This is a genomic window from Paraburkholderia fungorum (assembly GCF_046027215.1).
In the GTDB taxonomy this organism is placed as follows: Bacteria; Pseudomonadota; Gammaproteobacteria; order Burkholderiales; family Burkholderiaceae; genus Paraburkholderia; species Paraburkholderia fungorum_D.
Window position 1 is genome coordinate 3,076,559 of the sequence record NZ_JAQQEN010000002.1, and the last position, 21,977, is coordinate 3,098,535.

Genomic DNA, 21,977 nt, shown 5'->3' on the forward strand with positions numbered 1-21,977 from the left:
TAGAGGTAAAGGTAGTCGTTCGTTAATTTAACGTCAATATTTTAATCTCATGCAAATTCCCTAACAGGGTTTACGCGTAGATTGCCGCGTGAGGCAGTTCGAAGGGGCGTGGCCTTCAATGACGCGGCCAAGGCGATAGAGACTTCATAGCCACTCGCGCACGGCAACGCGAGTTGTCCCGATTGCTACCTATGCTTCGCTCGGACAGATACCAAAGTGAAGCCAGCAATATGAGCATCGACATGTCGGCAGTGATGAAGACTCATCGTGATGCTGCGATCATTGGGCAACGTCTTAAGTGCGCTACCGCACCGCACTGCTTGTCGTCGCGCACGCATCATCTCCGCGGCGCATGTTTGTTCTTCGATAGCCAAATGACCAGCATCGCCAACAGAATGAGGCGTGTCTTCCCTATTGGAAGACATGTGTAGCTGCCACCTGCAGCGTTCCTGAATAAGGACGTCATATGTTGATGCGTGAAGTAGTCCCGACCGCCCTGAACCGAGGTTTCGCTCACCTTTCAGAGAACCCGATGGCCGAGATTTCGCTGAAAACCTTCCATCATGGTTTCGACATTTATCTAAAGGACTCGAATGCGTTCATGAACACGTATTTCTCGCGCTATTTCGAGTGGCAGGGGGTGTGCCGCGAGCGGTGGTTTCACGAGTGCATCCATAACGACTTGCTGGGATCGGACGGCATGTTCGTCACCAAACGCGCGCACCAGGAATATGTGCATGAAACCTTCCCGTTCCAACGGGTCGATTGCTATCTGAACACGGTGCAGGTCAGGCAATGCTCGGCATACCTGCTGTTTCGCTTCTGCGTGGATGGGCGCAAGGTTTCCCAGGGCTATCAGCAGATCCTGTACGCAGGTCGGGACCGGAAGATCAGGCGGTTCCCGGACGGAATCGTCGAGCGAGTCAAGGAGTATGAACTGCCGCTGTCGGCGCTGACGGAATAACAAGTAGCGTTCAACTGTAACTCTTCACGCCGGCGGCAGGACCACGCCGGCGCTCAGTGCAATGCGCGATCCGCTGGTGAACCTGGTGCCGGCAAGCGCACGGTGAAGGTGGTGTGCGCGCCGCGTCGCGAGCTGCATTCGATACTGCCGCCCAGAAGCTCCGTTGCGCGACGACAGAACGCGAGTCCCATGCCCGCGCCGCTGCCGTGCCGCTTGGTCGAGAAGAAGGCGTCGAAGATATGCGGCAACACGTCGGGCGCAATGCCCGGCCCTGTGTCGCGGAACCGCAGCACGCAGAAGTCCTGCTCCCGAATCGCGCTGATCACAATCTCGCCATCGCCGCTCACGCGAATGGCGTGCAAGGCGTTCTTCAGCAGGTTGAACAGGACGAAGATCATCAGGGTGTCCGAGCCCGAAAAGCACAGGCTTTCGTCGATGGGCAGGACCGTAACACTTGCGCGTTCGTCGCCACGGAATGGATAGCGATCGAGCGCCGACACCACGCATTGCTGCACGGAATGCGCGCTGAAGCCGCTGCGGTCCAGGCGATCGAGCGTGAACGAGGCGAGTGCCATTTCGACCATCGCGCTGGTGCCCGATACTTCCCGCCTGATCGCCGTGGCGAGCTGGCTGATGCGCTCGGACTGGCCGGAGTGTTCCTGATCGTCATAGATCCCATGCGCGACGGCCAACCGGTAACCTTTGAACACGTGAGTCCAGACGCTGGCGATTTCGTCTGCGTGCATGGCAATGGTTGCCAGCGGCGTCGCGATCTCATGCGCGATCGTTGCCGCGAGCGCATAAGGGTGAATCAGGTGATAGCGGACGATCGTGATCGCGAGAAGCCCCAGGCTGAGGGCGATGAACAGCACGCCCGGCGGGTAGAACGGGTAGCCGTAGTTGACCGCATAGTCGATCGCCGCGAACGCATAGAGGCACAGGCTCGCAAAGCAGAGGTCGAGACGCCTGCGCGCTTTACCGCCGGCTGTCTTGCGGGCCGCAAGCAGAAGCTGCCCGCTGCGTGCCGCGAGCAATACGGTCTGCAAAACGTGCAAAGGATGCAGCGGGCCAGCGATCGGATAGTAGCCAAAGAAGTAATGCCGGTATCCGGCGATCACTTCGTTGCCGGGAAGCAGTGCGGCGAGGACCAGGCAGATGCCGTAGGAGGTGAGCAGGAATGGCCGCTCGCGGCGCTGCGATGTCACCTCCGTCACGAAGTGATAGAAGGTGGTCGGCAGAAAGAGAATGAACAGATAGCCGACCCTGACCAGCAGGCCCGCGATCTGGGGATTGTCTGTCTGGAACAGCAGCGTCCACACGCCCTGCCAGGCAAAGGTGGCTGCGCACATTAACAGGAACGGCGCGGAGAGGCGCGTGACACCCTGGCTGATGAGTACGTAAAGGCCGAACACCACGAACATCGCAGACACGAAGGCAGTCGGAATGGCGTACATGTGGCTCAATGTGTCGGCAAGCGTTGGTCTGTTCCGGCTGTCTACCGCGGCGCCCTTGAATGGGCGAGTGTTCTATCCCGGCCTGGCGGCTATGCGGGCGCCCGCTGACTCCGATCGCGCCGCCATTGCGAAAAGGTCACGACATCTAAGCCCAATTCATTCGCCTCTACTCTGGTCCAGCCATAGAACGCGTCTTCCCAGCCCGGAATCTGATGCGGTGCCAGCGTTCTGAAGTCCATGCCGGGACGAAAAGCGAGATGTGGCCAGAAAAGCGGCATGGCCTCGCGGATTGCCATCCGCCTCAACAGGTCCGCCGGCCCACTCTCGTCCGCGACGATTTCGCCCTGGGAAATCCAGTCGTTCTCAGCCCAGGCAAGAAAAACGCTGGGGTTGCCTGCGCGGTCGAACATCAGAATGGCATTCTGCTCGGGACGCCAGTAGTACTCGACGATCCCTTCCGCGGCGACCACGTCGTCAATGACCTTCCTGGTTCTCGGGTCGCAATACGTCATGCCGTTCTCACCCAATGCCAGCCAGCCTCCTTCCGAGCAATGCCTGCTGCGGGCGTCCTTCAGGAAATTGACCAGTCTGCTGGGTGAATCCGGATCGGTCTTTCGCAGATACAAATCGACGATTCCGGCATTGAACGCCTTGACCGCGACGGTTTCGTCCGCGACGCCGGTGAGGAGCACCTTTGCGCAACGCAGGTTGGAGATGGACGAAAGGAATTCGACACCGCTCAGCCCGGGCATGTCGTAATCGACGACAACCGCGGCCACTTCCGAAAACCGGGAATCGCGGGTCAGGATGTCGCGTTCGGCCGAGCTTTCGACCAACCGCTCAAGACCCGTTTCGCTCAGGCACGCCGACGCTGGCGCAAACTCCAATGAGTTCTGGCGGGCATGTTTGCGGATGAAGGCGAGGGCGGTTTGAGGCCGCGTGAAAAAAAGATTGGTGGAAATATCCGGAAAGAATCGGCGCAGTGCATCGAGGTAGCTGTCGTTGTCGTCCACGAAAACGACGGATGCCGGATAGAAAACAGGGGGTCGAATAAAGTTGTTCATATTTTCACGTGGTCTGTCATGACGCCGCTGGCGACAACTGCGGCAGGGCAGCCACCACACGAAAACGCCTCACCGTGCGACATGTCACGGCGCCATTCGCACCTGCTCACATATTGGGTTTTCTAAAGTGGACTGCCGAACCGATTCCCGTGAACCGTATAGTACCTAGGTCTTTGCTTAACTGTGCAACTTGCGTCGCGTTTCGGGCCGGTGTATGCGGATAGGATATTTTGGCTGTAATACGCGGGTGATTACGCTTACGAACCGGCCTTGATCACATAGATCGCGTTACCTGGAGCGCGCGAGCCGGGACAACACCGCGGCGACGACCCGGTCGCAATGCGCACCGCCGAACTCAAACAGATCGCGCTCCGCGAGATCGATCTCACGCGCGAGCGATTCGCGCAGCAGGCTTCTCGCGCGGAAGTGTCTGCTGCGCACGGTCGCTTCCGTAATGCCCAGGCACTGGGCGGTTTCCTCAACGCTCATTTCTTCAACGGAACGGAGCACGAAAACCGTGCGGAAGGCGTCTGGCATGTGGTCCAGCTTACGCTCGAGTAAAGCGCGCATTTCCGCGCGTGCAAACTCCTTCTCCGGCGTGTTCACCTCGGGCGTGCTCATCACATCTGCATCCGCAAAGTTGTCCAGTTCGACCATTGGAATCACATTCTGACGACGCGCATACCGGCGCTGTCGCGCGAAGCATTCGTTGAGCAGGAGACGCGATAGCCAGGTGAACAGCGTGGCGTCGCCACGAAACTGTCCAATCGACCGGTAGGCGGACAGATACGCCTCCTGTAGCGCGTCCTCGGCTTCGGCGTCATTGCGTAGCGTTGCACGCGCCAGCCGGTACAAGCGCCGGTTGTGCAGGCGCATGAGCAATTCGAAGGCGGTTTGATCGCCAGCGACGATGCGGCGCACGAGTGTCTGCTCGTCGTCCGCACAAGGCGTCGCAATTGCCGCGACTACGTTTGTCATAAGTGCCTCACCCTACCGCTTTAACGAACAATCAGTACCGCCCGCATCGTTGGATGGAAACTGCATCCGTATGGATAACTGCCTGACTTGTCCGGCAGATAGGTCCATGATGCATTCGCTGCGATGCTGTGCGAATCGAATAACCTGGCATTTGCGCTTGCCGTGTGCGGAATCAGATCCTTGTTGGCCCACACCACGCGATCCCCGCGTTGCACCGTCAAGGTTGGCGGGTTGAATTGCATTCCCTCGATGGTGACGACATAGGTCTTCGGCGCCGCGGCCGCATCGTGCGCCGTAACGGGCAGGCTGGCGGTTGCGGTCAAGGCCACGACCGCGCCATAGAACACAGCACCTGTGCGCGGCACGCTCCGGTACGTGGCCTGTCCGGTCACGCAACGGTCAGCCACCGCTTTTTTCCAGCGACGCCTGGATCATCCGCGCATGCTCGAGATGCGCCACGAAGGCCGGCCGAACTTTGACCAGCAGTGCTTTCAAGTCGGCGTTTTGGGCATTCGGGATCAAGGTCTTGTCGAGCGCATCGAGAACTGCCTCGTGATACGCCACTTCATGATCAATATACGCCCGGTCGAACGGCGTGCCATTGAGGGGCTTCAGCGTTGCAACGTTGGCGTGGCCGCCTTGCGCCAGGCTCTGGCTCGTTGCGTTGTCCTGCGGCGTGACATTCAGTCGGTGCACCAGGTCAGTCGCCGCCTGGTTGACGGCACTGTGATCGGTCACCATGCGTTGCGCGAACGCTTTGACTTCCCTGGATTGGGTTTTCGACTCCGCGAGTTTGCCTGCGTCGATGTCGACCTGGTTAGCGGTCACCACGATGGCTGCAATCTGCGGGTCGGTCGGACCGGCGGTCTGCGCAGAGGCAACCACGCTGGCAAACACCAGCGCGCCGGCCGAGGCGGCATGGATCAATTTCATGAGACTTCTCCCCAAAAGGTATTCGCAAGTCAGCTACAGCCCAGCGGGCCGGTTCGATTCGACTTTCGATGTGGGGATAGATGTCACGTCCGCCGCCCGCGTTCCCGATTTTTCGCGGTGCGCTCTATTGGACTATCGGGCAGCGGTCACGGCGCAAGCCTGCAGTGGATACAGGCGCTTTCGGCAGGCGCCGCGGTCCACACACCGCGACCGGCGGCGCGCCGCGATTTATCCTGCTCGCCGTACCGGAGGGAAGCGCTTCGAGCCACGGCTGAGCGTCACGCGCCGGAAGCGTTCCCGTTTGTGTTCTTCGTCGAAGTGGGCGAGGGAAGGTTTGACCAGATCGCTACGCGAGACGATGCCGATCAGACACAGGCTGTCCCGGTCGGCGACCACGGGCAGACGCTCAAGACCATGAACCGCGAGCCGGGTCGCGACCAGCCGGCAGGTCTCGTCGGACAATGCCACCACCGGTGCGCTGCCGCGCAATACGTCGGCGACGCGCGCGTTGTCGGACTGGGCCGGGCTGCCCGCACGAAAACGCTCGAGTGTGGCACGGTCGAGCATGCCGGCCACGACGCCGTCCTTGACCGCCGGATAGGCACGGTGCGTTTGCGTGGCGCCAAAGAAGGTCGCCAGCGCTTCACGCACGGAGAGGTTCGCGTCGATGGTCTCGACAGAATGCGACATGACTTCATCGACGTAGTGACGCTCGAGCGGATCGACGCCATATTCGCGGTAAATGTGATAGCCGCGACGGGCGATTTTCTCCGTCATGATGGAGCGCCGCATCACGACGGTTGCGAAGCCGTGCGCCACCAGGGTGGCGGCCAGAAGCGGCAACAACGCGTTGCTGTCGTGCGTGAGTCCAAAGGCAAAAACGATGGCCGTGAGCGGCGCGCCAAGGGTCGCGCCGAGCGTTGCGGCCATGCAGACGAGCGGCCACAGCGCCGGCTCGCCGCCAGGCAGTACGTGGCCAAGTACCGTTCCAAGCCCCGCCCCCAGCATGAGCAGCGGCGCGAGCACCCCGCCCGACGTGCCGGAGCCCAAGGCGACCACCCAGATCACCGCCTTCACGCCCAGAATGGCGATTGCGACTTGCAAAATGATGTGCTGATGAAGCAGATCACCGATGACGTCGTAGCCGACGCCGAGCGCGCGCGGTTCGATGAATCCGCCGATCCCCACCGCGAGGCCGCCAAGGGCCGGCCACCACATCCAATGGATGGGCAGCTTGCCGAACAGATCTTCCGTTTTGTACAGCGCGGCCGAGAGCCCCGAGGCGAGTGCGCCGCTCAACAGACCGGCAATGACGCAGGACACCAGCGACAGCGCACCGGGCGGCGCCGTTTCGAGCGGAAATAGCGGACCGGTGCCAAAGAATGCCGCGCGTGCAAAACCCGCGACCGCACAAGCCAACGCAACCGGCAGAAAGCTACGCGGCCGCCATTCGAACAGCAGCAACTCCACGGCAAGCAGCACGGCGGCCACCGGGGTGCCGAACACGGCGGTCATACCGGCGGCCGCGCCCGCCACCAGCAGGGTTTTGCGCTCCGCGGCGGTGACCTTCACGCACTGCGCAATCAACGAACCCAGCGCGCCGCCTGTCATGATGATCGGACCTTCCGCGCCGAACGGGCCGCCGCTGCCGATCACAATGCCGGACGACAGCGGTTTGAGAACGGCCACTTTCGGCGACATGCGGCTCTTGCCGAACAGGATGGCTTCGATCGCTTCCGGAATGCCATGTCCGCGGATTTTTTCCGAACCGTAACGCGCCATCAGACCCACGATCAGCCCGCCGACGACAGGGATCAGAATCACCCAGGCGCCAAGCGTATTCTGTGCCGGCGATCGGTCCGCGAAAGAAAACGCGCCGAAGAAAAACAGGTTCGTGAACAAATGAATCAGACTGAGCAGGACGAACGCCGCGAGTGTGCTGAGCGCGCCGATGCCCGCGGCAAGCAGGGAGATGCCAGGCAGCCGTGCATTGGATGAAAAGTCGCGCTTATGCGTGTTGTGATTCATGGTTATTCAGGGTTACTCGAGATCGATTCGGGGAACGTTAAAGGCGCCTTCGAGCGACTTCAATTCGGCGCGGTGCATCTGGGCGAGACGGGCTAATACCTGCTCACCTGCTTTCAGCAAATGCACTTCGACCTGGCGCCGGTCCGTGTCACTGATCTTGCGGCGAACGAGATCGAGGGCCTCACAGCGCGACACGAGCGCGACCACGCCGTGGTGCTGCGCCTGAAGCCGTTCGGCGAGTTCGCCGATCGTGGCCCAGTCGCGCTCCGGATAACCCTTGATATGCAGCAGCAACAGATATTGCAGCGGCGTAATGCCCTCGCCCTGGGCGGCCTGTTCGGAGAAGCGCTCGAAGCGCCGCATCTGATAACGAAACTCGGATAGCTGCTCAAAGTCCGTCTTGGTCAAGCCGCGAGCGAGTGTTTTCATCGGAGCTCCGTCGAAACAGTAAGGAGAGCAATTATATCACGGTGTGATATGAAGTTTTTGCGGGTCGGCAGCCGTGGAATGGTGATCAGGCCGCGCGACGTTGTTGCGCATACGTCTCGCGATAGAGGCCGGCAATGAGGTCCGCCTGCGTAATCATCCCGGCGAGCCGCTTCTTGCTATCCAGCACCGGGAAATGGTGGTGCCCGCTGTTGGCGAATAGCGGCAGCAGTTCGCCGACGGGGGTCGTTACGTCGACGGTACGCGCCTCCAGGTTCATCAATGCCCCAACGAGCGGCGCTGGAGCGGTCTCGCGTTTGAACCAGCGTTGCATCGAGGGCGGCAGAATCGATGCTCTACCAAACGATCTCTTGTCGACCAGGTCAGCGCGAGTCACGATGCCGATGACGTGCTGGTTCTCATCCGTGACTGGAAGCGCCTTGAAACCGTGCAGCTTCAGCAGGCGCCATGCCGTCGACGCCCGTGCCGCGGCCGAAACGGCGACCGCGGGGCGCGACATGATATCGGCGCAGGTCAATTCGTTGAGCGTGCGGCCATAGGCATGCAGCTGGATTTCGCGTAGCAAGGATTCCAGATCGTCAACGTCGATGTCCAGCAATTCACTACGGCGCTTCAGTACGGTTTCGAGATCCGCGCGCGTAAAGCCTTCCTTCGACGTGTCCGGCGACCCTGCCGCGCTTTTACCCGGGCTATGGTGTGCAGCGTGCGGATAACGATGCCCGGTAACGGCGTGGTACGCGATCGCAGCGCACAGGAGCAGCACAGACTGGATCGCAATGGGTTCCGCCACAAAGCGGAAGCCCAGGGCGTGAACGGCCGGCCCGCCGAGAACCGCAGTCAGCGCGACCGCGCCAGACGGCGGGTGAACACAACGCAGCGCGAACATGAAACATATCGCTAGCGCCACCGCCAGCGCGGCGGCACCCACCGGGTCGCCAATCCAGTTCGCGCAAGCGACGCCGACCGTGGCGGAGACGAGATTGCCGCCGATGATGGACCACGGTTGCGCCAGCGGACTGGCGGGAACCGCGAACAGCAATACCGCGGAAGCGCCCATGGGCGCGACCAGCATGGGGATGTTCGCGGCCGGTCCGAGCAGAACGTGCATCGCCCCGCCGGTAAACGCAATGCCCACCAGCGCACCGAGCGACGACCTCAGCCGCTCCTGCCACCGGACGGCGATTGGACTGGGGATGAAGCTGGAAAGCCAGTGGATGACAGCGTAACGGGACAAAATTGGACCAGTAAAGGAGTGGAGAGAGAGTGGAGGAGATCGCGTGTAATGGACTCGCACCTTACGGTCAAACCCTCGCGAAACAAACGAATGTCTCGTCATAATTATATTTCATTGTGATATAAAAACGCGCACAGGGTTGTGCATGGCCTAAGCGGGAAACGGTAACGCTTTCATTAGTGGCGACGGCAGCGCGCGCGTGGACAATGCAGGCAACGTGTTGGGCATTCGCACGATCGTGCCTTTATCAAGAGTCTATTTCTTATGACGATTCGATGTCCGAGGCACCTGGAAAAAAGATGCTTCCCACATATTGATCTTTCGTTTGTCTCAAAGTTAAGATGAGTACATTGGCGTGCGAGACAGTCCACACTGAAGTGGACGCCGCAGCCGCCATCCCCGATGGTCCTGCCCGCGAAGCGGGTGCAACGGATCAGGTTCCCAGCGAAACGCAGGTGAAGCCAGGAGACGAAATGCTTAGTCCACATGAATTCGCAACCCTCATGCTGCTCAAGGATGCACCGGACCCAATGAATCTGGACCGTGCTGATCTGGAAGCGCTTCTAGAACGTCAGCTTGTCACACTGGAGCAACTCGAATCTGGCCAACGACGCCCTTTCATTACCAACGACGGACAGCTTTTCCTCAATGCTGCCGCCCGTATCCTCAACGACGAATGACACTAATGGGTTGATCCAGTTCTTCAGTCACGGAGTTTTTGCATGAGCGACTTGTGGGCAGGGATTGCCGTGGGGCTATTCGGTCTGGCCGCCGCCGCACTGCTGATTGCCGGTCACTATCGCCGCGAATTGATGCGGCGCAGGATGCTCCGGCAGATGGACCCGATTCAGTGTTGGGACGTCATGCGTCGCCGGCAATAAAAGCGGGCTTCGTACCTCCAGGTTATTGCGGTTCAGGAAGTCCCCGCACATTGCGTGCGGGGACTTCTTTTCTTATGGGGAAGGCGGCACGCCAGAACTGATCCCCCGGCGGCCGAAATTCAGGTAGGCTTACTGCCTGTCAGCACAACCGGCGCACACGCAGTGCCATAAACAGTCGGTAGAAAATCCCGGTTCCGCGCTATGCGCTCCCTTTCAATATAAAGCTGGCATATCGCCAGTCAGAGCTGGCTCGTCCGATAGAGATGATAAAAACGGGAAGCGGTCTGATCGCGGATCTGATCGGCCTTATCAAACGAAAGCTCGTTGCGTCTTCGCTCCTCATCGCCGGGTCAGGGGCCTTCATTGCGATCGTGATGGTGGGCCTGTGCGGGATGGTTCTGTATCAGAGCCGGGAGGACGCGCTGAATCACACTCGCGAGTCCTTGCGCGATATTGCGCTGATCGCCGAGCGCGACATCGAACGCAATTTCGAGCTCTATGAGTTGTCGTTACAGGCGGTGGTGGATGGCCTCAAAGACCCCGAGGTCATGTCCCTGTCACCCAGACTGCGCCGCGAAGTGCTGTTCGATCGTGCGGCGAGCGCCAAATACCTGGGCTCGATGCTCGTGCTCGACGCAAAGGGCAATATCATCCTCGACTCCGGCAGCGACAAGCCGCGCCAGGCCAATTTCGCCGATAGAGAATATTTCACGGTCCAGCGCGACAACCCGGCGGTCGGCATGTATCTCAGCGACCCCTATACATCGCGACTGAGAGGGGGAACGCCGAGCATCGCCCTGAGCCGGCGCATCTCGAATCCCGACGGCTCGTTTGCCGGTATCGTGCTGCTGACGGTGAACCTCGAGTACTTCCACAACCTGTTCGCGGGACTCTCGCTTGGCCCGAGTGGCTCGCTGTCGCTGATCGGCAAGGACGGTGTGATGCTGATGCGTCAGCCTTACGATCCGCGCATCATCGGCCGTAACATCAAAAACGCCAGCACCTTCCGGCACTTCATGGAGGATACGGAAGGCAGCTTCGGCGACACCGCGTCGATCGACGGCGTGCGCCGCCTCTACTGGTTCAGGAATTTCCCCAACACGCCCTTGATCATCATGGCGGCCTCCGCTGAACAGGACATCTACGCGGCATGGCGCCGCCGTGCCCTCACGATCGGTTCGCTGATGGTCGTATTTGGTTCGACGTTTATCGGCTTGGCGGCCTTGCTGGGGGTCCAGTTGCGTCAACGGATGCGCGCGGAGTCGGCGTTACGCCTGCTGGCACGCACCGATGGCCTCACTGGGCTGAACAACCGCCGCAGTCTCGGCGAGATCCTGGATGCGGAATGGCGTCGCGCCAAGCGCACGCGCAGCGTGATGTCATTGCTGTTCGTCGATATTGACCGGTTCAAGGCGTACAACGACACGTACGGCCACCAGGCGGGCGACGACGCGCTGGCGGCGGTCGCGCGCTGCATCACCGAGAGCATCCGGCGGCCGGCGGATACCGCGGCACGCTACGGTGGCGAGGAGTTCGTCGTCGTCCTGCCGGACACGCCTGCTGACGGCGCGTCCGAGATCGCGGAAAGGATTCGCCGCGCTATCAGCGATTGCGGTATCGAACACGCGGGCAGCGAGCACGGCCGCGTGACGGCCAGCATTGGCGCGGTCAGCCGTGCGCCGATGAGCGACGACGAAGTGACCGCCATGATCAAAGCCGCCGACGAAGCGCTTTACAACGCGAAAGCAACCGGCCGGAATAAGGTCTCGTTGAACCAGTATTAATAGTTGTGCGGATGAGTTCGTTCGCGTCAATCGTCTCAGACGCGAAGGAGGCCCATGACCCCGAGCCTTTTGACTACCGATAGAAAACGTAGTCCGCAAGATAAGGCGAACTGCCGAGCTGATGTTCCGTTGTGCACGGCGTCGCCGGCATCAGTCCGGCGACGGTATGCAGGCGCTGCACGTACCGCATGGATGAAAGTGTGCCGCTACCCGCCGTGCTGTGCGTTTCGAGCAACAACTGCGGGATGCTCGCCCTGGTTTCGCTGGGTTGCTGTGCGACCACGCGGCCGACGATCCGGCTTCCGTCTTCCGCTTCCCATGATGGCCCCGCACCGTGCCGGACCGCAGCGTGGCCGCTCGAGTCGAACAAGGTGGCTTGTGGGCTCTTGAACACCCATCCGAGATGATGCTGCGCATCGTATTCGCAGGAATAAGTTTGTACGCCGGATGCAGCCAGTGTCATCACGCGCTCGGCTTGAGGCGGATCGATGGATGCACTGGCTGGTGCGGCGGGCGGCGTTGCGCACGCGCCCAGCATGGAAAGGGCGGCGACCGCGAGGGCAGTTTGCGAAAGATTCCTGAGCATGAGTCTCACCTTGGATGGATGGCGCGCTGGTTCATGAGGCATTCGCCGCATGCAATCAGCCCATTGTCCCAGCCTCCTGCTCAGCAAACCACTGCAAGATGCGTTGGCGGCCCGGATGGAGGGCACCGGCGGTCTGCAGCCAAAGCACATAGACCCCCGTGGTTTTCAGAGGCGTGCCGAACGGGACAACCAGATCGCCACGATCGATCAACTCCTGCGCTAGCGTCAAGTCCGTCATTGCGACGCCGAGTCCGCGAGCGGCGGCATTCATTGCGAGTTCATCGAGATTGAAGGTGATGTGCTTGTAATTCCTGGCAACCGGTCCCCCTTGCGCTTTCAACCAGGTCGTCCACTCGTGCTGACCCGTGGAACCGTGAATGAGCGTGTGATCCGCTAACTCTTCCAGAGACTTCGGAAGCGGCTTGTCGTTGACCGCGAAAGGCGCGCACACCGGCACCAGAATCTCCTCGAACAGCGTGAGGAATGTCGGTTCCTCTCGCGCTTCGGGCAGGTAGAGGATGTAGGCGTCGCAGTTACCGGACGGGTCCACCACTTCCGTTGCCACGGTTTCGATTGAAAGGGATAGATCGGGATACTTTGCATAAAAGTCGGTCAGCCGCGGCAATAGCCAGCGAACCGCAAGCGACACGAAGATGCGGATGCGAAAGGGCCTGTCACGCGGCGATATCCGTTCATCGAGCGTCTCGAGGTCGCGAAGTACCTTTCGCGCGACCTCCAGCACCGCTTCCCCATGCCCGGTCAATTGCACGCTGCGACTATTGCGGGCGAACAGCGGCACGCCATAGTGGCTTTCCAGCTGCTGGATTTTCCGGCTCACCGCGCTCTGGGTCAGATGCAGCTTTTCCGCCGCCTCGGTGAAGTTGTCCGATTCCGCCACGACCGACAGCGCCTGAAGGGCTCCGATTGAGGGCGGCCGATAGAGTTTATCCATGCGTTTTTGGAATTCTTCAATGAATTTATAACGCTGGATAACGCACCCAGCTCCCAATATATTGACCTTCAAGCGAAGGCGTTGCCAGGCAAGCATGCCAATTGTTCATGCTTCGACAGCCTACGTCGTTCGTTGTGCCGAGGGGGAAATTATTTTGCTCAACAATACTTGTGGCTGGATCGCTCAAGCCGCTGTCTCGCCTCCGGGTGCGATCCTGAAGGGGCGGCAGAAGGCTGATTGGCTGGTGATCGGTGGCGGTTTTACGGGACTATCGGCGGCGCATACGCTCGCTGAACTGCATCCGCAAGCGCGCATCGTCGTGGTGGATCGGCAGCGCGCCGCTCAAGGCGCTTCGGCGCGGAATTCCGGGTTTGTGGTCGCTCACGAGCGTCCCGCGCCTGATGAACTCACGGGTCGACCGCTCAATGCGCAATATCACGTTGCTACCGCGATTGGCAAAGCCGCCTGCGCTGAGGTCAAGCGGCGCGTAGCGAGCCTGGGCATCGAATGTGAATTGAGCGATGCCGGCTACTTCTTCGCCGTGCACGACCCGGCCAAACTCGAAGACGCGGACCTCCAGGTGCAAACACTGCGCGAAGCGGGTGCGACCGCCGAGCTAATCGAAGGCGAAGCGTTGTCGCAAAGACTCGGCTCGGCTTTCTACCAGGCGGGCATAGCGTGCCGTGGTGGGAACGGGCTATTGCAACCGGCGAAGTACGTGAGGGGATTGCTGGATGCGTTGCCCGAGAATGTTTCGCTCTACGAGAACACCGAAATCACGGGCCTCGAGCATTTGCGCGGCGGCGGTGTTCGCGCACGGTGCAGCAACGGCGACATCGAGGCGGGGCAGGTGCTGGCATGTGTCGGTGCATTTTTGCCACGGGTGGGTCTGGTGGACCGTACGGTCTTCCCGCTCGAACTCAGTGCGTCTCTCAGCCGGCCTTTAAGCGACGACGAGTATGCCCGCATCGGCGGCGCGGCGCCCTGGGGCGTACTCTCGACGCGTCCCGCGGGCGCCACGTTACGACTGACACCGGACCGGCGGCTGCTGATCCGCAACACGGTGGAATATCGTCATCGCGACCTTGCCGGCCATTCGCTCGCGGTGCGGCGCGCGAGGCACCTAACCGGGCTAGAGCGACGCTTTCCGTGGATCACCGATGAGCATCTGCAATTCACATGGACCGGCCACCTGAGCGCCACGCGATCAGGCGAGCCACGCTTCGGAAAGCTGGCGCCAGGCATTTACTCCGCAGCCGGATGCAACGGCTCCGGTGTGGCGCGCGGCACGCTGTGGGGGCGACTGTTGGCGGAAATGGCATCGGGAGGCCAGTCAGTGTTGCTGACTTCCGTGCTGAACAACGCGAGACCCGGCTGGCTGCCTCCCAGGCCGTTCTTCGATATCGGCGCCTCGATACGTCTGCGATATGAAGCGCATCAGGCGAGAACCGAGTACTGAAGCGAAATGAAGCATCCCGCTATCGAGACTTTTGCAACATCACCCCGCAAGGAAAACACCATGCGAGTTTGTCATCCTCGAACCAGTCTGCGCTCCGCGGCCGTCGCCAGCGCTTTTATTGCGGCGGCCCTGTCGGCATGGACGGCGCCTGTCGCCCGCGCCGCGGACGCCGAGCTGAACGTGTACAACTGGTCGGACTACATCGCGAAGGACACGGTCCCGACCTTCGAGAAACAGACCGGCATTCACGTGCGCTACGACAACTACGACAGCAACGACACACTGCAGGCCAAGCTGCTTGCGGGCAATTCGGGCTACGACATCGTGGTGCCCACGTCGAACTACATGGCGAGGCAGATTCAGGCGGGTGCGTACCAGAAGCTCGACAAAGCGCAACTGCCGAATCTGAAGAATCTCAGCCCAGTGCTGATGGAAATGGTCGCGGGCGCCGACCCGGGCAATCAGTATGGCGTGCCCTGGGCATTCGCCGTGACCGGCATCGGCTACAACGTGCAGGCGGTGCAGAAGGCGCTCGGGGCGAACGCGCCCGTCGATAGCTGGGCGTTGGTGTTCGATCCCGCTAACCTCGCGAAGCTCAAGGGTTGCGGTGTGTCGTTCCTCGATGAGTCGGTCGACGTATTTGCCGCGGCGCTGCAGTACATGCACAAGGATCCCAACAGCACCAATCCTGCCGATTACCAGGCCGCATTCGAGATGCTCAAGAAGGTCCGCCCGTATATCACCGAGTTCAACTCGTCGGGCTACATTAACGACCTGGCGAATAACGACATCTGCGTGGCAATCGGTTTTGCCGGCGACGTTGGCATAGCGCACCGCCGCAGCGCCGAGGCCAGGCGTCCATACGACATCAGGTTCTCGAATGCAAAGGAAGGCGGCCTGCTCGCGTTCGACGTGATGGTGATTCCGAAAGACGCGCCGCATCCGCAAGCGGCGCTCAGGTGGATCAACTATATCGAGGACCCGAAGGTCAACGCGGCGATCACCAACGAAGTTTTCTACCCGACCGCCAACCACGCCGCGCGCCAATACGTCGTGCCCGCAGTCGCCCAGGATCCGACGGTGTACCCGTCTGACGATGTACTCAAAAAGATGACGCTGATGAAGCCGACGCCCGTCGAAATCGTGCGCCTCGAAAACCGCCTGTGGTCGCAATTGAAAACGCTTCACTGATCCGCGACACCCGTGGCGCAGAATTCTTTCGAATCCTGCGCCTGTCCCCATGTCATGCCAAACGTTTGCGCTTTTCCCTGACAAATCGACCCGTTAAAGATTTGTGTATTGCATGTCGTTATCCCATGAAACAAATCGGGACCATCATTCAGTTCGTGCTTTGCTCGTTGCCTCGAACGGGCGCGAACTGAACGAGGCAATAGCTCTACTGGGGAAAGCATCTTGAATCACCAACGATCGCCATGGTCGCGTACCGCGGCTCCGGGCGAAGTCATCTATTCCGAAGGCTTCGCGGGCGACGCCGTCATCTACGTGATCACAGATGGCAAAGTCGAAATCTCCACTCAGTGCGACGAAAAGAAAGTCATCCTCGCCACGCTAGGCAAGGGCGAGTTTTTTGGCGAAGCGGCGCTGTTACCCGCTGAGCCGCGGGCGCACACGGCTAAAGCACTTAGCTTCTGCCAATTCACCGTTATTTCCGCCAACGTGGTGGAAGCGGAGCTTGAGCGCGTGTCGCCGCTGCTTCGCCATATCGTGCGCACGATGATTCGACGTGTGAAGAAGAAGGACGACGTCCTCGCCACCTATACGCATGCTGATTTTCTGCCGGGTGTGCTTTCGTATGCTCACGTGCTGTCGCTGATGGCGGGTACCGACAACGCGGACCGACTGGATGGACGCACGCGTCGCTCGCAAGGGGAAGAGGTCTCCGTGCCGCTGCCCGACGTCATCAAGAAATGCCATGCGATCGCCGGCCATTCGCGTCCGCATGTGATGGCCATGCTCAAGCGGATGGAGAAACTGAACCTCGTCACGCTCGAACCCGGCCGGTCCGATCGTCCGGCCACGTCGACTCGCTATTCCGCGCAAGACGGCGCCACGAGCCGGCAAATCGTGACGTTCGATCCGGTGCGGATCACCGAGCGGGCGCAACAGGTGGCAGACCATGACCTCGACATCTCCATTAGCAGCGAGCTGGAACTGATCGAACTGGCTGATCTGGAGGCGCTGATCGGTGTCGAGAAGAAGCTGATTCTCAACAAACTGTCGCATGCAGAAATCGCCGAGGATATTTTCGCGTTTCGCAAGACCAGGGTTTTGAATTACGTCGAGGAAAAGGGCGTTACGTATTTTTCGCGGCGCAGCGTCCGTGGCCCAGTCGAACTGAAATCGCTGGACGATCTGGAGTTTGTCGATCAGCGCACCTTGTTCGAAGCCGTGAGCGCTTTCGACACCTACGACCTCGCGAAACTGCTCTCCGCGCTGGCGGACCAGCCTGCCGCCGATCGCCTGTATTCGGTGATGACCGAGGCGAGAAAAAAGGAAGTGTCATGGGTCATGCGGCGTGACATCAGGATCGATCCGCTCGAGATTGCCGAGATCGAGGAACGCTTCCTCGAGACCGTGCGAACGATCAAATCTCCGGCGGTTAGCGCTGGCCCGCTTACCAGCCTGGACGCCTGATCCCTGGTGCACGCACGACAGGTTGTTGACGCTTCGAGATTAACGGCTCGGGCAGCAGTTCGCGAGGATGTATGGATCTTTTGACGCTATTTGGCGCATTGTTCGGCGTGACGGCGATCGTTGCCGGATTCTCGCTCGAGGGAGGGCACTTCGCCTCCCTGTTTCAGTTGGAGGCGTTCGTCATCGTGCTGGGCGGCACCTTCGGCGCGGTGATGATCCAGAACACCTGGGCGCGCTTCCATGACGGCATCAAGCAACTGCGTCTGGCTTTTGTGCGGGCGCGGCAGGTTGACCGGGAAAGTCTGTCGGTCCTGCTCGAGTGGGGCGATCAGGCGAAGCTGAACGGCATGCTGGTATTCGAATCGATCGACGCCGGCGGCATCAATCCGTTTGCCAAACGAGGCCTGGAGCTTCTGGCAAACGGCGTATCCACGGCCGTGCTGGAAGACGCCCTGCAAAGAGAACTGGATGCGTATGAGCGCAATCACATGGCGGCTGCGCGGATATGGCAGCAGGCGGGCGGCTATGCGCCCACGTTCGGCATTCTTGGGGCCGTGCTCGGCCTGATTCAGGTCACGGGCCATATGCTCGAACCGGCGCAACTCGGGCAAGGCATTGCCATCGCCTTCGTGGCGACGCTGTACGGCCTCGCGCTGGCGAATCTGGTCTTTCTGCCTTTGTACGGAAAGTTGCGGGCGCAAGTAGATAGCGAGGTGCGGTTCAGGCGTTTATACCTCGATGGCCTGCTCGCGATTTCGCGCAAGGAGTCGCCCCACATGATCGAAACCCGGCTGACGGGTGAGGTTCGGGGAAGATCGGCTGAGTTGCTGGGGTAACCGGTCTCGATCAGGTGGCGAAGCGTTGTTGTGCGCGGCGCCATTCACATGTCATTCGGAAGCAGACTTTTCGGGTATGAACACGTCCTCGGGTAACAAGCGGCTGGTTGCGGATAAAACCGGCTATCAGCAGGAAGACGATGCAGAGGAGCAGTCCGGGCGCTGGTTGATTTCCTATGCGGATCTGATCACTACGCTGATGGTGTTGTTCCTTGCGCTCTATGCATTGCAGCTCGCAAAAAATAGAGAGCTTGAAGTCAGGATGCTCGAACGCCATGCGGAAAAGCAGGTGACGAGTGCCGGCAGCGCAAAGACCGCAGCCGTCGCGCCCGACGCAGCGAGACAGCAGATTCTTTCCGCATTCGAACCGCTGCGGGACAACCGGCAGATTACGATTTCGAATGTCTCGCAGGGCGTGGAAATCGCCATCGACGCGAAAATTCTGTTCAACTCGGGCGATGCGCGTTTGCTGCCGGAATCGTCCGGTGTCTTGAACCAGATCGCCGTGGTGCTGCGCGACCGTGCAAAAAACACCATCCTTGTCGAGGGACACACGGACAACGTGCCGATCTCGACGGCCAAATACGAATCCAACTGGGAGTTGTCGTCGGCACGGGCCGGGGCGGTGGTGCGATTCTTTGCCGACAAAGGCATCGAGCCGCACAGAATGGCCGCGATCGGCAGAGCGGACAATTTCCCGCTGATTATCGGTGACAGTCCGGCGGCGCGGGCCGCGAATCGCCGTGTGACTATCCTCGTGGAATAATGGGTTTCGTCGACGAGCGGCAGTCTGGCGTATCGGTCCAGCCCGCTCCGAAGTCGCTGTGTGCTTCAGGTTCACGGGAACTCCGGGTTCGTTCGGCCCTGCGCAATTTATCTCCTCTTCCTGGTGTGATCCTGGGCGCTTGCAGACTTGCAAGGCACGTAACAGGCATCACCCGTCATAATGTCTGTCGTTAATGGCGCCGACTGTGGTCGGTGCCTGAATCGAGATCCTGAGCATGCCCGCGATCCTTCCATCGGGGGATGCTGCCGGATGGGGTAACGTATCGGTCACGTTATTTTCCATCCGGTCACATTGAGCTTTGAGGCGCTTATGTCCATGGACGCAGACACAATCACCGATGAACAGGTCGCTGCAATCGCGGATCGCATGGTCGAAGAAGGCCGGAAAGTGTCCCCGGTGACAATCTGGCCAGAGATCCCAGGCGCTTCGGTTGTCGCCATTGCGGCGGCCTTGCAACGCTGGCGCGAGGCGCGGGAGCCCGTCATGCCCCACGTGCAGATTCAGGCCGCCTTGCCGCAGGACATCGCCGACACCATGATGAGCGCCGCCGACCGGCTCTGGATGGCGGCCCAGGGCCAAGCCGACCGGGCGATCAGTCAGCACCTGAGCGCGTTGAACCAGCACCTCGACACGGCCCGCGCGGAACGGGACGAGGTGCTGGCCGAGTATCAAAAGACAGCAGACGAGGTCGCTGCCGGCCATGAGCGGCAAAGTGCGCTGACGAGCGCGCTGAGCACCTCGGAGGCGGCGTCCACGCGGCTCACGGCGGAACTCGCTACGGCGACCGGCCGCGCTGAAGCGGCCGAGACACGGGTGGAGGAGCTCGTGCAGCGCGCGTCGGTGGAGGCGGTCGCGCTGGAGCACACGAAGGCGGAGCTGGATGAGGAGCGCAAGGCGCGCGAAGAACTGGCCGCCGTTGTCTCCGGCAAGAACGACGAGCTAGCGCGAGCGGCCCAGACGCTCGACGAGGCGCGTAAGGCGCACGAAGAACTGGCCGCCGTTGTTTCAGGCAAGAACGACGAGATAGCGCGAGCGACCCAGACGCTCGACGAGGCGCGTAAGGCGCACGAAGAGCTAGCCGCCGTCGTTTCAGGCAAAGACGACGAGATCGCGCGGATGGCGCAGGCGCTCCACGAGGCGCAGCAGGAGATTGCCAGCCTGGGCTACGCCTGTCAGGAGAAGTCGGCCGAAGCGGACAAATGGATGCAGGAAGCGAGCGCGGCTTCATCGCGCGCGGAAGCCGCTACGGCGCAGGCGAACGAGAGCGTCGCCCGGGTCGCCGCGCTGCAGGCTGAGCGGGACGAGGCGCACACCGCGCTCGCAGCCGAGCGGCAGACAGGCGCGGCGCGGATCGAGGAAGCATTGATTCAGCTCGACGAACTGCAGCACGTCACGCAGGAACTGCGGGCGGCGCGGGAGCAGATCAGCGCCATGACTGAGGCGAACACGGCCGCGACCGCTGAGCTGACCCAGCTTACGCAGGACGTCGCTGCCGCGAGCGAGCGGGCAGAGGCCGCCGAACAGCGTGCGACGACGTTGGAGCAGCGTCTTGCGGAAGCCGAGCAGGCGAAGTCGGCCGAAGCGGAACGATGGTTGCAGGAGTCCAGCGCGGCTGCATCGCGTGCGGAAGCTGCCACGGCGCAGGTCAACGAGAGTCTTGCGCGGCTGGCCGCGCGAGACGCCGAGCTGGAGCAGGTCTCGCAGGACGCGTTCGCCGCAAGAGACCGGGCGGAGGCCGCCGAACAGCGTGCAGAAGCGTTGGAGCGGCAGCTCGCAGAAGTGGAGCAGGCGAAGTCGGCGGAAGCGGCACGATGGTCGCAGGAATCCAGCGCGGCTGCTTCGCGCGCGGAAGCCGCTACGACGCAGGCGAACGAGAGCCTCGCGCGGCTCGCCGCTCAGGAGACTGAACTGGCTCGGGTTTCGCAGGACGCGTCTGCCGTGAGAGAGCGGGCAGAAACCGCCGAACTGCGTGCGACGACGTTGGAGCAGCGTCTCGCGGAAGTCGAGCAGGCCAAGTCGGCGGAAGCCGAACGATGGTCGCAGGAGTCCCATGCGGCTTCGTCGCGTGCAGACGCCGCCACGGTGCAGTTGAACCAGGGCCTTGCCCGGGTCGCCGCGCTGGAGGCTGAACTGGGCGAGGTACGCTCTGCACTCGCGGCAGAGCGCGAGACAAGCACTGCGCGCAGCGACGAAGCGTCGACCCATCTCAACGAACTGCAGCGCGTTGCCGCGGAGCTGGAGGCGGCGCGGGAACAGGTCAGTACGATGACTGAGGCGAAAACGGCCGCGACTGGCGAACTGGCTCGGGTGTCGCAGGACGCATCTGCCGCAAGGGAGCGGGCAGGGTCCGCCGAACAGCGGGCGACGAGGTTGGAGGAGCGTCTTGCGGTGGTCGAGAAGGCCCGCGTCGAAGATGTGCAGCGCGGCCATCAACTTGGGGTTCAGGCGGGCGAATCTGCGAAGGCGGAAGAAATCAGTTCGTTGCAACGCCAGATTGCGGCGCAGGCCAAGTCCCATGAGAAGGCCTTTAATGAGCTTCGCACGATTGCTGAACAGTGGGTGGCGCATGCGAAGGATCTGAAAGACCGACTCGGCTCGGCAAACGAGAAGCTATTGCTCATCGATTCGCGTAGCACGGGAGAGGTGGCGCTTATTCGGAAGCTTTCGTCGGAGATTGAGCGACTGAAGCCGGATCATGAGTTGGTGTCGCGGGAAGTGCAGCAAAAACTGATTGGGGCGACGATGGCCGATAAGCTGGCGCAGAAGGGTTATCGGTACGATCCGGCGACGGCGGTTATGTCGAAGGTGGAGCGTTGATTGACAGCTGTCGGGTTCAGAGCCCGGTGATATCAATGTGCTGAGTGGAGGCGGTGCGTTGTCCGCCTCCGAAGGTGCTTAGCTCTTAGTCTCTGCTTTGTTGGATCACGCTGTAGGC

At 61.0% G+C, this 21,977-nt stretch carries 20 protein-coding genes; 10 read left to right on the top strand and 10 right to left on the bottom strand.

What is annotated here, in order from left to right; genetic code table 11:
* The first annotated feature begins 466 nt into the window (after positions 1–466).
* On the top strand, positions 467–964 hold the full coding sequence (locus PQR27_RS34220; RefSeq protein ID WP_408527963.1) for an acyl-CoA thioesterase: 498 nt from the start codon (positions 467–469) through the stop codon (positions 962–964).
* A 53-nt stretch (positions 965–1,017) separates the two neighbouring features.
* Here the strand turns inward: PQR27_RS34220 and PQR27_RS34225 are convergent, their stop codons facing one another.
* The 8 genes from PQR27_RS34225 to PQR27_RS34260 form a co-directional block, all read right to left on the bottom strand.
* Positions 1,018–2,418, bottom strand: coding sequence for a sensor histidine kinase (locus PQR27_RS34225; protein ID WP_408527964.1), 1,401 nt, complete (start codon positions 2,416–2,418; stop codon positions 1,018–1,020).
* Positions 2,419–2,507: 89 nt separating this feature from the next.
* Positions 2,508–3,482: a response regulator gene (locus PQR27_RS34230; protein WP_408528392.1), complete on the bottom strand. Its 975-nt coding sequence runs from the start codon at positions 3,480–3,482 to the stop codon at positions 2,508–2,510.
* 288 nt (positions 3,483–3,770) lie between these two features.
* Positions 3,771–4,460 (bottom strand): RNA polymerase sigma factor, encoded by a 690-nt coding sequence (locus tag PQR27_RS34235; protein WP_408527965.1) that lies wholly within the window; start codon positions 4,458–4,460, stop codon positions 3,771–3,773.
* Between the two features lie 20 nt (positions 4,461–4,480).
* Positions 4,481–4,789, bottom strand: coding sequence for a cupredoxin domain-containing protein (locus PQR27_RS34240; RefSeq protein ID WP_408528393.1), 309 nt, complete (start codon positions 4,787–4,789; stop codon positions 4,481–4,483).
* 70 nt (positions 4,790–4,859) lie between these two features.
* On the bottom strand, positions 4,860–5,393 hold the full coding sequence (locus PQR27_RS34245) for a DUF4142 domain-containing protein (RefSeq protein WP_408527966.1): 534 nt from the start codon (positions 5,391–5,393) through the stop codon (positions 4,860–4,862).
* A 228-nt stretch (positions 5,394–5,621) separates the two neighbouring features.
* Positions 5,622–7,421: a chloride channel protein gene (locus PQR27_RS34250; RefSeq protein WP_408527967.1), complete on the bottom strand. Its 1,800-nt coding sequence runs from the start codon at positions 7,419–7,421 to the stop codon at positions 5,622–5,624.
* Between the two features lie 12 nt (positions 7,422–7,433).
* Positions 7,434–7,850, bottom strand: coding sequence for a MarR family winged helix-turn-helix transcriptional regulator (locus PQR27_RS34255; RefSeq protein WP_408527968.1), 417 nt, complete (start codon positions 7,848–7,850; stop codon positions 7,434–7,436).
* 85 nt (positions 7,851–7,935) lie between these two features.
* Positions 7,936–9,102 (bottom strand): HPP family protein, encoded by a 1,167-nt coding sequence (locus PQR27_RS34260; RefSeq protein ID WP_408527969.1) that lies wholly within the window; start codon positions 9,100–9,102, stop codon positions 7,936–7,938.
* A 473-nt stretch (positions 9,103–9,575) separates the two neighbouring features.
* Here PQR27_RS34260 and PQR27_RS34265 point away from each other — a divergent pair, with 473 nt between their 5' ends.
* The 3 genes from PQR27_RS34265 (at position 9,576) to PQR27_RS34275 (ending at position 11,767) form a co-directional block, all read left to right on the top strand.
* Positions 9,576–9,782 carry a hypothetical protein gene (locus PQR27_RS34265; protein ID WP_408528394.1) on the top strand — a complete coding sequence of 69 codons (207 nt, stop codon included), beginning with the start codon at positions 9,576–9,578 and terminating at the stop codon, positions 9,780–9,782.
* A 42-nt stretch (positions 9,783–9,824) separates the two neighbouring features.
* Positions 9,825–9,983: a hypothetical protein gene (locus PQR27_RS34270; protein ID WP_408527970.1), complete on the top strand. Its 159-nt coding sequence runs from the start codon at positions 9,825–9,827 to the stop codon at positions 9,981–9,983.
* A gap of 263 nt (positions 9,984–10,246) precedes the next feature.
* On the top strand, positions 10,247–11,767 hold the full coding sequence (locus PQR27_RS34275; protein WP_408527971.1) for a sensor domain-containing diguanylate cyclase: 1,521 nt from the start codon (positions 10,247–10,249) through the stop codon (positions 11,765–11,767).
* 73 nt (positions 11,768–11,840) lie between these two features.
* On the opposite strand, the gene PQR27_RS34280 is transcribed toward PQR27_RS34275, so the two are convergent.
* Together PQR27_RS34280 and PQR27_RS34285 are read right to left on the bottom strand one after the other, a co-directional pair.
* Positions 11,841–12,353 (bottom strand): DUF3455 domain-containing protein, encoded by a 513-nt coding sequence (locus PQR27_RS34280; RefSeq protein WP_408527972.1) that lies wholly within the window; start codon positions 12,351–12,353, stop codon positions 11,841–11,843.
* A gap of 55 nt (positions 12,354–12,408) precedes the next feature.
* A complete protein-coding gene (locus PQR27_RS34285; RefSeq protein ID WP_408527973.1) occupies positions 12,409–13,401 on the bottom strand; it encodes a LysR substrate-binding domain-containing protein in 993 nt (330 codons plus the stop codon).
* Positions 13,402–13,459: 58 nt separating this feature from the next.
* Between PQR27_RS34285 and PQR27_RS34290 the strand changes: the two genes are divergently transcribed.
* The 6 genes from PQR27_RS34290 to PQR27_RS34315 all read left to right on the top strand — a co-directional run bounded on the left by PQR27_RS34290 (position 13,460) and on the right by PQR27_RS34315 (position 21,859).
* Positions 13,460–14,764 carry an NAD(P)/FAD-dependent oxidoreductase gene (locus PQR27_RS34290; RefSeq protein WP_408527974.1) on the top strand — a complete coding sequence of 435 codons (1,305 nt, stop codon included), beginning with the start codon at positions 13,460–13,462 and terminating at the stop codon, positions 14,762–14,764.
* Positions 14,765–14,824: 60 nt separating this feature from the next.
* Positions 14,825–15,955: a polyamine ABC transporter substrate-binding protein gene (locus PQR27_RS34295; RefSeq protein WP_408527975.1), complete on the top strand. Its 1,131-nt coding sequence runs from the start codon at positions 14,825–14,827 to the stop codon at positions 15,953–15,955.
* A gap of 222 nt (positions 15,956–16,177) precedes the next feature.
* Positions 16,178–17,419 (top strand): Crp/Fnr family transcriptional regulator, encoded by a 1,242-nt coding sequence (locus tag PQR27_RS34300; RefSeq protein ID WP_408527976.1) that lies wholly within the window; start codon positions 16,178–16,180, stop codon positions 17,417–17,419.
* A 71-nt stretch (positions 17,420–17,490) separates the two neighbouring features.
* On the top strand, positions 17,491–18,255 hold the full coding sequence (locus PQR27_RS34305) for a flagellar motor protein (protein ID WP_408527977.1): 765 nt from the start codon (positions 17,491–17,493) through the stop codon (positions 18,253–18,255).
* A gap of 76 nt (positions 18,256–18,331) precedes the next feature.
* A complete protein-coding gene (locus tag PQR27_RS34310; RefSeq protein WP_408527978.1) occupies positions 18,332–19,021 on the top strand; it encodes an OmpA family protein in 690 nt (229 codons plus the stop codon).
* Between the two features lie 336 nt (positions 19,022–19,357).
* A complete protein-coding gene (locus tag PQR27_RS34315; protein ID WP_408527979.1) occupies positions 19,358–21,859 on the top strand; it encodes a DNA-binding protein in 2,502 nt (833 codons plus the stop codon).
* The last annotated feature ends 118 nt before the right edge of the window (positions 21,860–21,977 follow it).